This is a genomic window from Virgibacillus necropolis, from assembly GCF_044793635.1.
In the GTDB taxonomy this organism is placed as follows: Bacteria; Bacillota; Bacilli; order Bacillales; family Amphibacillaceae; genus Virgibacillus_F; species Virgibacillus_F necropolis_A.
In genome coordinates, this window is sequence record NZ_CP084992.1 from 714592 (window position 1) to 729163 (window position 14572).

General features: G+C 36.3%; 11 protein-coding genes. 1 reads left to right on the forward strand and 10 read right to left on the reverse strand.

The window, feature by feature from the left end:
- Nucleotides 1-10: 10 nt before the first annotated feature.
- The 7 genes from polA to citZ form a co-directional block, all read right to left on the reverse strand.
- Complete coding sequence (gene polA / locus LG329_RS03685) at nt 11-2650, reverse strand: DNA polymerase I (RefSeq protein WP_404453499.1); 2640 nt, start codon at nt 2648-2650, stop codon at nt 11-13.
- A gap of 151 nt (nt 2651-2801) precedes the next feature.
- Complete coding sequence (pnpS, locus tag LG329_RS03690) at nt 2802-4175, reverse strand: two-component system histidine kinase PnpS (RefSeq protein WP_404453502.1); 1374 nt, start codon at nt 4173-4175, stop codon at nt 2802-2804.
- Nucleotides 4175-4867: a response regulator transcription factor gene (locus tag LG329_RS03695; protein ID WP_404453505.1), complete on the reverse strand. Its 693-nt coding sequence runs from the start codon at nt 4865-4867 to the stop codon at nt 4175-4177. The genes pnpS and LG329_RS03695 overlap by 1 nt, the downstream gene beginning before the upstream one ends.
- Before the next feature lie 690 nt (nt 4868-5557).
- The gene (locus LG329_RS03700; RefSeq protein ID WP_404453507.1) at nt 5558-6034 is read right to left on the reverse strand and encodes a MaoC/PaaZ C-terminal domain-containing protein; all 477 of its coding nucleotides are present in this window, start codon (nt 6032-6034) and stop codon (nt 5558-5560) included.
- A gap of 106 nt (nt 6035-6140) precedes the next feature.
- Complete coding sequence (mdh, locus tag LG329_RS03705) at nt 6141-7079, reverse strand: malate dehydrogenase (RefSeq protein ID WP_404453510.1); 939 nt, start codon at nt 7077-7079, stop codon at nt 6141-6143.
- Between the two features lie 20 nt (nt 7080-7099).
- Complete coding sequence (gene icd / locus LG329_RS03710) at nt 7100-8371, reverse strand: NADP-dependent isocitrate dehydrogenase (protein ID WP_404453513.1); 1272 nt, start codon at nt 8369-8371, stop codon at nt 7100-7102.
- Between the two features lie 272 nt (nt 8372-8643).
- Complete coding sequence (citZ, locus tag LG329_RS03715; RefSeq protein ID WP_404453516.1) at nt 8644-9762, reverse strand: citrate synthase; 1119 nt, start codon at nt 9760-9762, stop codon at nt 8644-8646.
- Nucleotides 9763-10044: 282 nt separating this feature from the next.
- Between citZ and ytvI the strand changes: the two genes are divergently transcribed.
- The gene (gene ytvI, locus LG329_RS03720; protein ID WP_404453518.1) at nt 10045-11154 is read left to right on the forward strand and encodes a sporulation integral membrane protein YtvI; all 1110 of its coding nucleotides are present in this window, start codon (nt 10045-10047) and stop codon (nt 11152-11154) included.
- A 15-nt stretch (nt 11155-11169) separates the two neighbouring features.
- On the opposite strand, the gene LG329_RS03725 is transcribed toward ytvI, so the two are convergent.
- From LG329_RS03725 to pfkA, 3 genes are all read right to left on the reverse strand, one after another.
- Nucleotides 11170-11556: an FxsA family protein gene (locus LG329_RS03725; protein ID WP_404453521.1), complete on the reverse strand. Its 387-nt coding sequence runs from the start codon at nt 11554-11556 to the stop codon at nt 11170-11172.
- Between the two features lie 238 nt (nt 11557-11794).
- Complete coding sequence (gene pyk, locus LG329_RS03730) at nt 11795-13555, reverse strand: pyruvate kinase (RefSeq protein ID WP_404453523.1); 1761 nt, start codon at nt 13553-13555, stop codon at nt 11795-11797.
- Between the two features lie 33 nt (nt 13556-13588).
- The gene (gene pfkA, locus LG329_RS03735) at nt 13589-14548 is read right to left on the reverse strand and encodes a 6-phosphofructokinase (RefSeq protein WP_404453526.1); all 960 of its coding nucleotides are present in this window, start codon (nt 14546-14548) and stop codon (nt 13589-13591) included.
- Nucleotides 14549-14572: the final 24 nt, after the last annotated feature.

Genomic DNA, 14572 nt, shown 5'->3' on the forward strand with positions numbered 1-14572 from the left:
ATTCTCCTTGTTACTTTGCATCGAACCAGCTATCTCCATATTCATAATCAACTTTTAATGGGACACTTAAAGGAACAGTATGCTCCATAATATCAGGTACAATTTCCTTCAACTTTTCCAACTCTTCTTTTGGCGCTTCTAATATCAATTCATCGTGTACCTGTAATAAAATACGCGCTTGAAGGTTTTCATCCTTTAATTTTTCATATAAGTCAATCATAGCTTTTTTGATAATATCTGCTGCACTCCCTTGAATTGGAGTGTTCATTGCTGTTCGTTCTGCAAAACTGCGTTGATTAAAATTCCTACTTGTTATTTCAGGTAAATATCTTCTTCTATTCATTAGTGTTGAGACAAAGCCTTGATGTTTCGCATCTTGAATACTTGTATTCATATAGGTTTTGACACCAGGGTAACTTTCCAAATAGCGATCGATAAATCGTTTCGCTTCTTTTCGAGTAATACCTAGGCTTTGTGACAATCCATAATCACTTATTCCATAAACGATTCCAAAGTTTACAGCTTTTGCCTGCCTACGCATGTTCGAGGTGACCTCATCAGCTTTTACGTGAAAAACATCCATCGCAGTTTGGGTATGAATATCCAAGTCGTTACGAAATGCCTCTATTAACTTCGCGTCTTCTGCAATGTGTGCCAACACTCTTAATTCAATTTGCGAATAATCTGCTGCAAACATAATCCAGCCTTCCTTAGAAGGAATGAAGGCTTGTCTTATTTTTCTTCCTTCTTCTAAGCGGATCGGAATGTTTTGCAGGTTTGGATCAACTGAGCTAAGCCTACCTGTTTGCGCCAATGCTTGGTTATAGCGTGTATGAATTTTTTTTGTGTCTTTGTTAACAACTTTTAATAGCCCCTCAATATAAGTCGATTGAAGTTTTCCTAACTGACGGTACAAAAGTAATTTTGGTATTATTTCATGTTTATCTTGTAATTGCTCTAACACATCTGCCGCAGTAGAGTAGCCAGTTTTTGTTTTCTTAATAACAGGTAGCTCTAGTTTTTCAAATAAAATTGGGCCAAGTTGTTTCGGTGAATTTATATTAAACTTTTCTCCCGCAAGCTCATAGACATCAGCTTCAATTTCATCTAGTCGCTCTTTTAGTTCCACACGCATTTTTTCCAATCGCTCGATATCAACTCGTACACCTGTATGTTCAACATCACCAAGAATTAGTGCTAGTGGCATTTCAAGCTCTTTATATAATTCAAACAACTTATTATTAATTAAATCTGATTCCATATCAGGTTGTATATCGTAAAGCACACGAGCCTTTCGTGCAACATGTTCACCAAGCTTATCCTGCTCAGGAATTGCTAACTTTGCACCTTTTCCGTAGACTTCTTCATCAAATAATACATTTTTCTTTCCCAATCGATGACCAATCGCAGGAATATCATGATGGTTCTCTGATGGATTTAATAAGTAAGAGGCCAGGAGCATGTCAAACGTTATCCCTTTCATTTCGATACCATGATTTAATAACGCCACTAACGAACCCTTACCATCAAACAAATATTTTTCCTGCGTACGGTCACTTGCCCATGCTTTAAATTCCTCAGATTCTAACGCAATTTCAGTGGGAATGAAATAAGCACTTTTTTCATTAGCAATGCCGAAACCTTCTATTTTTGCTTGATGATAGTTTTCACTGGTCATTTCAACAACTAATGATTCCTTACCAGTGAATAGATCATTTGATACATGATCTACTATTTTAAACTCTATATCTTGAATATCCTGCTGTGTTTCACCTGTCTCGACTTCTTCACCGTCCAATTTACCTAATAACGATTGAAAACCTAAGTCTTTAAAAATTGTACTTACTTTATTAGATTGGTAACCATTATACGTTAAATCTTTCAAGCCAATTTCAATTGGTGAATCAACTTTAATTGTAACAAGATCCCTGCTCATATATGCATCGTCTTTATGATTCGTAAGATTTTCTTTTAACTTTTTCCCACTTACCTCATCCAAATGCTCATAAACACCATTAAGCGTGGTATATTGCTTCAATAGTTTTACTGCTGTTTTTTGTCCAACTCCTGGCACACCTGGGATGTTATCTGAGTTATCGCCCATTAGTGCCTTTAACTCAATTACTTGTTCCGAATTGATCTCCATTTTTTCTTTCAAAAATGCTGGCGTATAGGTTTCAACATCACTAATGCCTTTTTTGGTTAGATTTACCGTAACATGGTCAGAGACAAGCTGAAGTAAATCTTTATCCCCTGAAATAACGGTGACGTCCCATTTTTCGTCCTTTCCGTTTGTTGCTAATGTCCCAATAATATCATCAGCTTCATACTGTTCTAGTTGATAGTGAGGGATTTCAAATGCATCTAACAGTTCTTTGAGTAGTGAAAACTGTTCAGATAGCTCCTGTGGTGTTTTTTGACGTCCACCCTTATATTCTTTATAGGTTTTATGTCGAAAAGTCGTTTTCCCAGCATCAAATGCAACAAGCATATGTGTTGGTTTTTCATCTTCTAAAATCCGAAGTAGCATCGTCGTAAAGCCATAAACAGCATTTGTATAAACACCTTTATCATTATTCAGTAATGGTAAAGCAAAAAAGGCCCGATAAATAATACTGTTACCATCAATTAAAACTAGTTTATTTGACATATATATGCCTCCTTATTTTTCAGCAATATTGTACATGATTGTGTTTCCCATGATTCATTTTATGTATAGTTACAGTATAAAGCAAAAACGGTCAAACTAACAATATAGACATGAAAACTGGTCACTTCGTTTGAATGAAGTGACCAGTTTCTTAATCTAAGTTTGTTGGTATATACACATGGAAAGTTGATCCCACGTCTACTTCACTATCCACCATAATTTTACCACCATGGACATCCACAATATGTTTCACGATTGCTAGACCGAGTCCAGTACCACCTGTATTACGACTTCTTGCTTTATCAACCCGGTAAAAACGCTCAAACAATCGTGAAATTGCTTCCTTATCAATCCCAATGCCTGTATCCTTAACTGATATATGCATGTATTCATCAGTTTCATCGACAGTCAACAGAATTTCTCCTCTTTCTGGTGTATAGCTTACTGCATTGGCAAGGAGATTAAACAAAACTTGTTTCATCTGCTCACGGTCTGCTTTTACTTTAATATCTTCTTCCATTTTAACTGTCAAATTCAGCATTTTCTTTTCTGCTTGCTGGCTGATTACTGCTACAACTTCATCTGCAACCTTGTTCATATTGAAATCTGTAACTTTTAATGTAAATTCGTCTTTTTCTAATTTAGATAGTGTTAACAGATCTTGAATTAAAATTTGTAGACGATGGCTTTCATCATAAATAATTTGATGAAATTTATCTAGCGTTTCTGGATTATCCTCATCATTTTCCAAAAGTGTTTCGGCAAACCCTTTAATAGAGGTTATCGGTGTTTTCAATTCATGCGAAACATTTGCAACGAAATCTTTTCGCATCAATTCTAGTTTTTTTAATTCAGTAATATCATAAAATACAAGAACTGCTCCTTTTAGTATGTTCTTTTCATTAAAAATTGGAGCTCCAACTATCTGTATATACTTTTTATTAAAGTCTATTATTTGGGTAAATGATTCTTTGACATTTTCTTCATATAAAAACGTTTGTTGTACTAAACGATCAATCTTCTCATTACCAAGAACATCATAATATAGATATCCTTTATAATCTTTCGGTGTATTTCCAAACATTGAAATGAACTTTCGGTTTACAAGATGGATGTACCCTTTTTCATCAATTAATACAAGCCCACTTTCTGTATTATCAATAACAGTTGTTAATTGCTTTTCCTGAATATCTTCTTGAATTGTTAGTTCACTAAGATTTCTCGCCAAAATATTGATCTTGTTGCTAAGTTCTGCAACACCGCCATTTGAAGTGTAATGAATACGCGCTCGGTAATTCCCTTTAACTAATTCATCTACCGTTTTTGTCGCTTTTTTAATAGGTTTCATATACCTTTCAAAAACATGAAGAAGTATGAGCACTAAAATGACAAATTCAACAAGCAATACAGAAAATAATATAATATATTCAGATGTTAACCTGCTGATTACTACTCCAGTCAGTAAAACTAATACGAAAATTCCAATTACATATGTATTAAGAGGTTTTTTAAATATATAACGCATTATTTTGGCTCCTCCATTTTATAACCTAGACCGCGAATTGTTTTAATATAGCTGGGATGCTTTGAATCAGGCTCAATCTTTTCTCTTAAATGACTGACATGCACATCAACAATTCTAGTATCTCCAGTAAAATCATAATTCCAAACGGCACTTAACAATTGATCTCTTGATAAGACATTACCTAAATGATTAGCTAAATAATGTAACAGTTCAAATTCTTTTCTAGTAAAGGTTATAATCTCGTTATTCATTTCTGCTTCGTATCTTTCAGGATAAATAAACAAATCACCTATTTTCAAGGACCCCTGCGTTGATTTTCTTGATTGATCAGCGCGTCTTATTATAGCTTTTGTTCTTGCAACAACCTCTTTAGGACTAAAAGGCTTTGTGATATAATCATCAGCCCCAAGTTCTAAACCAAGAATTTTATCTATCTCATCTTCCTTTGCAGTTAACATTAAAATTGGAGTTTGAATATGATTTTCTCTAAGATATTTACATACTTCCATTCCATCCATTTCTGGTAGCATTAAATCCAAAATAATTAAATCAAAATGAATTGCTCTTGCTTTTTTAATTGCTTCTAGACCATCGTAAGCATAATCAGTCTCATAACCCGCTTGCTCCATATTATATGTAAGTAATGTCACAATCGAAATTTCATCATCAACTATAAGAATTTTTTGTGTCAAAACCATCCGCCCCCACTCATATCATTGGAAACTACTGAATCCATTACTTACATAGTACATGGAACTTAACGAGAAGTGAACAAAAACAGATGTAAAAAAAAATTTACAATTGAGAAAAGAAAAGCGGAGGCGACTGCTAAGCGACGTACAAATAGATAGGACTGGGAAAGTACGGTGAACTTTCCGTACATTCATCAGGACTACCTATTTGCTAGTCGCTAGGAGCCGCAGCTAGACAGGAAAAGCGTAGGCGACTGGTTAGTGACGTACAAAAAATTAAATGAAGTTCTACTAAGAGCGCCACGTCCTGTGGCAACGTCGAACTACCCTACATCCTGTAGGGCATGGGAAAGTACGGTGACCTTTCCATACGTTCAACAGGACCAACTATCTGCTAGTGTGGCCACTGAAAAAGTCGTGGATTTTAAAAATTTAACTTTTCACCTTAACTTAGCATTTCGAATATACGGAGACTCCTGCGGGAATCAAGAGATCGGCGAGACCCCGCAGGACGGCAGTCCAAGGAGGCTCGACACTCGCCCGCGGAAAGCGAAGTATATTCGAAGATGCGATGGTAGATCCACTACTATATTTAACTTTTTCACAGCCGGACAAGAAAAGCGGAGGCGATGGTTAGTGACATAAAAAAACTACCACTATTATATAAAAGTGATAGTTCCTTTGATCATTTTAAAAGAAATTTTCCAACGAACTAGCAGTAATGGAATTTGGTTTATATGCAGGACATACCGTTAGATTTCCCGTAATAACTGAATCTCCGTCTGCATTGTAGCCTTCAACAGATAATGAAAGGTGATGATCATCACTATTAATAGCTGTGATTTCAATCGTAAATGTTACTTCTGAGCTATGAAAAGCAGGTTTTGGATATTTTATTTCTTGTTCAATAATATGACTTCCCGGTCCAGGCAAATGCATGGATACAATAGACGACACCATTCCAAAAAGCATTACCGATGGAACGATCGGTTGTTTATAAGGAGTTTGTGATGCATAGTCATGCTGAATATATAATGGGTTTGCATCATTTGTTAAACCTAAATATAATAATAAATCCTTATCTTCTATACTGTGTACGGCCGTATAGGAATCTCCAACCTGTAATTCATTTATTTTTTTACCTAATTTTCTCTTTTTCCCAAGCATTATTCCCACCTCCAAATATGTAAGCGTTTACTATTATAACAAATCAGTAAATCTTTATCTATTAAAAAAACCCCCCTTACTATAAAGCAAGGGGAAGTTTTCCATATTATTGCAAGATGTTAAGGACGTTTTTTACAGAATCAGCAGATTTATCAAGAGCTGCTTTTTCTTCATCATTTAGATCTAGTTCGATGATTTCTTCAATTCCATTTCCACCAATTACTGTTGGTACACCAAGGTAGATATCTGAATATCCGTATTCTCCTTCAAGGTAGGCAATCGCTGGGATCACACGGCGTTGATCCTTAAGAATTGCTTCAGCCATTACCGTTAATGAAGCAGCTGGCGCGTAATATGCACTACCATTACCCAGTAGGCCAACAATTTCCCCGCCACCTTTACGTGTGCGTTCAACAATTGCGTCTAGACGCTCTTTGGAAATAAGTTTTTCTAATGGAACACCACCAGCATTAGAATAACGAATTAATGGAACCATATCATCTCCATGTCCACCAAGAACAAATCCTTTTATGTCTTTTACGGAGAGGTTAAGTTCTTGTGCAACAAATGTACAGAAACGACCTGTATCTAGTACACCTGATTGACCAATAACACGTTCTTTAGGGAAACCAGATTCTTTAAACGCTGTATATGTCATTGCATCTACAGGGTTTGACAATACAACGATAGTAGATTCTGGAGCATATTTCGCAATTTCATTAGCAACGGATTTCATGATTTTAGCATTCGTGTTCACTAAATCATCACGGCTCATACCTGGTTTACGAGCGATACCCGCTGTAATAATAACTAAATCGGAATCTTTTGTTTCTTCATAGTTAGATGTACCAGTAATTTTTGCGTCAAATCCTTGAACTGGACTAGCTTCAAGCATATCTAATGCTTTACCTTTTGTTGGATCTTCCATATTAGGAATATCCACCAAAACTACGTCCCCAAGTTCTTTTTGCGCGACCATTAGTGCTGTTGTAGCACCAGTAAAACCAGAACCAATCACTGAAATTTTATTACGTTTTATACCCATTGTTTTTCCCCTTCCTTAACTTAGTCCATGTTTTTAATTAGTTCTTGACCAAACTCAGAACATTGAACTTCAGTTGCGCCGTCCATTAGACGTGCAAAATCATACGTAACTACTTTTGAAGCAATTGTTTTATCCATGGCTTTTGAAATTAAATCCGCAGCTTCTCTCCACTCAAGATGCTCAAGCATAAGAACAGCTGAAAGAATTACAGAAGATGGGTTAACTTTATCCATTCCTGCATACTTAGGTGCTGTACCGTGTGTTGCTTCGAAAATTGCATGCCCTGTTACAAAGTTAATGTTTGCTCCTGGTGCGATACCAATTCCGCCTACTTGTGCTGCTAATGCATCTGAAACGTAATCTCCATTTAAGTTCATTGTAGCAACTACATCAAACTCTTTAGGACGTGTCAGGATTTGTTGTAAGAAAATATCCGCAATAGAATCCTTCACAAGAATCTTACCAGCTTTAACTGCTTCGTCTTGAGCTTTATTTGCAGCATCTTTTCCTTCTTTTTCTACAATGCGATCATATTCAGCCCATGTGAATACTTTGTCACCAAATTCTTCTTCAGCAACTTCATATCCCCAAGATTTGAAAGCACCTTCAGTGAATTTCATAATGTTACCTTTGTGAACTAATGTAACACTTTTACGTCCTTCATTAATCGCATATTCAATGCTTGAACGAACAAGGCGTTTTGTTCCTTCTTCAGATACCGGCTTAATACCAATACCAGATGTTTCAGGAAAACGGATATTATGTACACCCATTTCGTTTTCTAAGAAATCGATAACTTTTTTCACTTCTGGTGTACCTTTTTGCCATTCAATACCAGCATAAATATCTTCCGTATTTTCACGGAAAATCACCATGTCAACATCCTCAGGTCGTTTTACTGGTGAAGGAACACCTTCAAAGTAACGAACTGGACGCAAGCATGTAAACAGGTCTAATTCTTGACGTAGAGCAACGTTTAATGAACGAATACCGCCACCGATTGGTGTAGTAAGTGGTCCTTTAATTGCGATTTTGTAGTCACGAATTACATCAAGTGTTTCTGCAGGTAACCATTCGCCATTTTTATCAAATGCTTTTTGACCAGCATAAACTTCTTTCCATTCGATTGCTTTAGTACCATTGTATGCTTTTTCAACCGCTGCCTCGATTACTTTACTTGCAGCAGACCAAATATCAGGACCAATTCCGTCCCCTTCAATAAATGGAATAATTGGACGTTCTGGAACATTCATCTGTCCATTTTCAACTGTAATTTTTTCTCCTTGTGTCATAAAAAAATACCTCCTAGTCATTTTCATACCTAATTATTTTATCATAATATCCGAAAAGTGTAAGCGCCCGGTTATTGCCGTATGACCTGGACGACACCGTATGAGATAAAGGAAACACGGAGAGCGTAAGCAAGCCGATGTTGACTTATCGTAAGGAGGTGCCGGAAGGGCACTAGGCAATGGGCGCTCGAGCTAGACAGATAAAATGACGTGATAATAGCCGGTCATTAACCGGCTACCACTATTTCCAGCTTCTAGCTTATACTATAAAATTAACCGCGGTCTTCCATTGCTATAAAGTCTTGAGTTTTTGGTCCAATGTACTCGGCACGTGGACGGATTAAACGGTTGTTTGAGTATTGTTCTAAGATGTGTGCTAACCAACCGGATACACGACTAACTGCGAAAAGCGGTGTGAATAAGTCGTGATCAATTCCCAGGCTGTGATAAACAGATGCGGAATAGAAATCAACGTTTGCTGGTAAGCCTTTTTCTTCTTTAATAAAGTCTTCAATTTTCACGGACATGTTATACCATTTTGCTTGTCCAGTAATTTTAGTTAACTCTTTAGACATATGTTTTAAGTGTTTTGCCCGAGGATCGCCATTTTGATATACGCGATGTCCCATACCCATAATTTTTTCTTTTTGTTCCATTTTTTCTTTAATATAAGGAATTGCATTTTCCTCTTCACCAATTTCAGATAACATTTTCATTACGCGCTCATTTGCACCACCGTGTAATGGGCCTTTTAAAGCTCCGATAGCAGCAGTAACGCCCGAATAGATATCTGACAACGTTGCAACACATACACGTGCAGTAAATGTTGAAGCGTTTAATTCATGATCTGCATGAAGAACAAGCGCTTTGTTTACCGCTTCAACTTCAATATCTTTTCCTTCCTCACCATTTAACATATATAGGAAGTTAGCAGCAAATCCTAATTCTTTTTTCGGTTTAACCGGATCTTTTCCTTGACGAATACGAGCAAACGCAGTAACTATTGTTGAAATTTGTGCTTGTAAACGCAATGCTTTACGTTTATTCGCAGCTTCTTCCATTACATCTGATTCATCATCGTAAAGTCCAAGTAATGATATCGCCGTACGTAATGCAGCCATTGGATGAACTGATGATAGATCATATGAACGTAAATGTTCAATTACAGCATCTGGAAGCTCCATATTTGAAGCAAGTTCTGCTTTAAAAGAATCTAACTCAGATTTTGTTGGTAGCTTGAGATTCCATAGCAAATAAACTACTTCCTCAAAGCTTGAATTCTCGGCTAAATCATCAATCTTGTAACCAACGTATGTAAGTTGATCATCTATTATCGAACTAATTGACGATTGAGTTGCTACAACCCCTTCGAGACCTTTAGTTGTTGTCATAACATCCCTCTCCTTTTTTATAAGTTTTACACATTTAATTAGGATACATTAATGAATTAATGACTATGTTTGACAATATTCTCACAAATAACATTGTCATCCCCATGAACAATTATAGAGTATAATCATAACAATGTGAATTGAAACCGATTAATTTCACCAATATTTTTAAGAAAAAACGTATATTTGCTAGAAAATTTATGTCTATTTCATATTTTTTGCTCATATGTAAGTTAAGACAAGCTTATTTTTCTAGGAACGCTTAAACATGGGGTGACATTTATGTATCTGCAATATATTGATCGTATACTTCGGTTTCTATTTGTTATTATTATCTTTATATCGGGGTTTTTTCTAGCAAAGTACAGTATGATTTATCTTTATCCTTTTATTATTGCTATTCTATGTGCATTTATTCTAAATCCATCTGTTAATATCCTTGAAGGTAGATTAAAACTTCCACGAACGCTCGCAACTTTAATAGTACTATCTGTATTTTTATTAGTGAGTGTATTATGTATAGCAATCATCGTTAATGAACTTATTCAAGGCACAACATTTTTGGCTAATCAATTACCGGCACATTTTCAGGACTTTGTAGCACTTTGTGAAGAATTTTTTTATTCAAACGTTTTGCCATTATACGATAAACTAGCAACTTTGTTTAATTCGTTAGATTCGTCCCAACAACAAGCGATTAATAATAACCTGGAAAAAATCACTAACCAAATAACTACATCTGGAACAGTGATTATCAAAGAATTTTTGATGAACATTCCAGAAACGTTAATCATTTTGCCTAGTTCATTAACTATATTTACTGTAACACTTTTTGCTGCTTTTTTAGTCACAAAAGATTGGAACCAGCTTCAAACTTTGGCAATAAACACCTTTCCATTTATTAAAAAACCGATAGTAAAAGATTTTTTAAAACATATAAAATCCTCCATAATGGGCTTCTTAAAGGCACAAGTCGTTTTAGTGTTTATTACCGCAACCTTTATCTATATTGGATTACTATTGCTTGATGTAAAGTATGCACTTACAATAGCAATTCTGGCAGCATTACTTGATTTACTTCCCTATATTGGAACAGGGGTAATATTTATTCCTTGGATTGGCTACTTATTTATAACAGGGCATTATTCGATGACTATAAAATTGTCTATCTTATATATGCTAATTATCGTTGTTAGACAAATAATAGAACCTAAACTATTATCCTCTAGCATAGGGGTAAATCCGTTAGCTGCATTGCTCACCATGTTCATCGGTCTAAATCTATGGGGAGTGTTAGGCTTATTAATTAGTCCGATTATATTAATTATTTGTAATGCATGCTATCAAACGAATGTAATTAAACAAATATTCATCTATATAAAAGGCACCTAAAAGGGTCCGGTCAACTTACTTACGATAAATTATCGTTCCATTATTTAATCGGTTCTTTATAAATGCCCGAATCAAATGTTTAAATGGGTTTCTTGTTCCCGGTAACACGAGGAGAAAACCAACTGTGTCTGTGATGAACCCTGGTGTGAATAGAAAAACTGCTCCAACAAAAATGCATATGCCGTCAATAATTTCTTCGGCTGGTACATGGCCATTGTTCATCGATAGCTGTGCACGATTCCATGTTTCTGCTCCTTGCTTCTTAGCTATCATTATACCTACAATACCAGTAAGCATAATGAGAAATACGATCCACCACGGCCCGATTATCCCACCAGCCCATATGAAAACACCTATTTCCATTGCGGGAATAATTAGTAAGGCAAGTATTAACCATCGCATTGATCATCATCCTTTCTATAAGAAAAGCGCTGGGCGCTGGAGCTAGACAGACTTTCGTTTATACTTTCCTTGCCCTTTAGAAAAACTCGGCATTCGCTACGTCTTTAATAGCGAATGAAGAAGTTTTTCTTATACAGGCATTTCCTTACGTGCAAGAAAAGCTTAAGCGCCCACAATAGGAAATGGGCGCTAGGGCTAAACAAAATAGTACTAAAAATGAAGGCTTAAACCTCACTTTCTAAAGTACACTAGTATGTCCTTTATATATATCACCTTTTGTGGCATCAATTGTAATATCATCACCATCGTTGATAAGTTCGAAAACTTTTTCCACTCCTACGATAACTGGTATCCCAAGACTTAATCCTACCACGGCAGCATGTGAGGTTAACCCACCTTCTTCCGTTATAATACCACCAGCATTTTCAATTGCTGGCATCATATCCCGATCCGTACCATACGTTACTAAAATATCTTCTTCTGTAACTTTTGAAATGGCTTCATCAGCTGTTTTGGCAATCACTGCCCTACCGTATGCACTTCTTCTGCCGATTCCTTGTCCTTTCGCAATTACATCTCCAATAACATGTACTTTCATCAGGTTTGTTGTCCCACTTTCTCCAACAGGTACACCCGCTGTAATGATAACTCTACTTCCTCGATCAAACAATCCTGTCTTTAACCCTTCTTCTACCGCAATATCTAGCATTTCATCGGTTGAAGTAGCCTTGCTACCCTTTGCAGCGTGCACACCCCAAACAAGTGATAATTGACGATTAACTTGGTCTGAAAATGTAACTGCCACAATTGGTGCTTTTGGACGATACTTAGAAATCATGCGTGCTGTATGTCCACTTTCCGTAGGCGTTATAATTGCACTAACATCCAGGTTCATTGCTGTATGTGTAACAGATTGACTAATTGCATCCGTAATTGTCATATCAACTGTTTTGGAACGATTTGTCAAAATCAACTTATGATCAAGTGCTGTTTCTGCTTTTAGTGCAATGCTACTCATTGTTTGAACAGACTCTACTGGATAATGGCCAGCAGCAGTTTCACCTGAAAGCATGATTGCATCCGTTCCATCGAAAATTGCATTTGCAACATCTGATGCTTCTGCTCTTGTAGGTCTAGGGTTACGTTGCATTGAATCTAACATTTGAGTAGCTGTAATTACCGGTTTTCCAGCGGTATTACATTTATTAATAAGTTGTTTTTGTACCAGAGGAACATCTTCTGCTGGTATTTCAACACCTAAATCCCCACGTGCAACCATTATTCCATCACTAACCTCTAAAATTGAGTCTATATTTTCCACACCTTCATGGTTTTCAATTTTAGGGATGATTTGAATATGCGTAGCATCATGTTCCTCTAATAATGCTCTGATTTCAAATACATCAGAAGGTCTGCGCACAAAAGAAGCAGCAATAAAATCGACACCTTCTTCAATACCGAACTCAATATCCTTCGCATCCTTTTCTGTTATACCTGGTAGTTTCACTTGAACATTCGGTACGTTAACACCTTTTTTATTTTTAATCGTGCCGCTATTTAATGCAGTAGTAACGATTTCCTGGTTTTCCTGGTCTATTTTTTTTACTTTAAGTTCAATTAGACCGTCATCAAGTAGGATGGAAGACCCCTCTTGGACATCATCAATTAATCCTGGATATGTAATTGAAAAACGTTCAGCTGTACCTTCTATTTCTTTCATAGAAACAGTAACAGTACCTCCTTCAATTATTTCATCTTCTCCATTTTTAAAAGAACCCGTTCTAATTTCTGGACCTTTTGTATCAAGTAAGATTGCAACTGTTTTCCCGGTTTTTTCAGCTGCATTTCGAATATTAATAATCCGTTGTCTATGTTCATCAAAATCCCCGTGTGAAAAATTTAAACGTGCAACATTCATACCCGAATTGATCAATTGTTCTAATGTTTCAATCGATTCAGAAGCGGGACCAATCGTACAAACGATTTTTGTTTTCCTCATAGCTATTTCCTCCTTGATTTCTATCTATTTATCTTATATCGACAATTCATTTGATAACTTATACATGTCCATATTGATTGCGTGTTTCTGATCTAATATTTCTAATATATCGTGATCAACTAATTGATTTTGTTGAATACCAACAACTCTGCCGCCTTTACCTTCTAGTAACAGATCAACAGCTTTTGCACCTAAACGGCTTGCTAATACTCGGTCAGAGGCTGTAGGTGAACCACCGCGTTGAATATGTCCTAAAACAGTAACGCGCGTTTCTAGATCGGTTGCATCCTGAATACGTTTCCCATAAGAAAACCCACTACCAACACCCTCTGCTAAAATAATGATACTATGCTTTTTGCCACGTTCATGTCCTCTTTTTAGCTTGGTGATAACCGCTTCGAAATCGTCTTTTTTTTCAGGAATTAAAATGCTTTCTGCACCATCAGCAAGTCCTGCCCATAAAGCTAAATCACCAGCATCACGGCCCATTACTTCGATAACATATGTTCGCTCATGTGATGTAGCTGTATCCCGTATTTTATCAATAGCCTCGATTATTGTATTAAGTGCAGTATCAAAGCCTATTGTAAAATCTGTACCTGGGATATCATTATCGATTGTTCCGGGAACCCCTATACACGGAAATCCACTTTCCGTTAACTTTTGGGCACCTCTGAAACTACCATCTCCACCAATTACAATTAATCCTTCAATTTCATGTTTTTTAAGTTGTTCGATACCTTTTTGTTGGCCTTCTGGTGTTTTAAATTCCTCACTTCTAGCTGAGCGTAAGATTGTTCCACCACGTTGGATAATATCACCAACAGAACCTAATTCCATTTTTATAATATTGCCGTCCATTAGACCTTGAAATCCGTTCTCTATTCCATATATATCTATTCCATGAAAAATGGATTTTCTTACAACAGCCCGGATAGCAGCATTCATTCCAGGTGCGTCACCACCACTTGTTAAAACAGCTACTTTTTTCATCATACCACCTCAATTACTAGCATT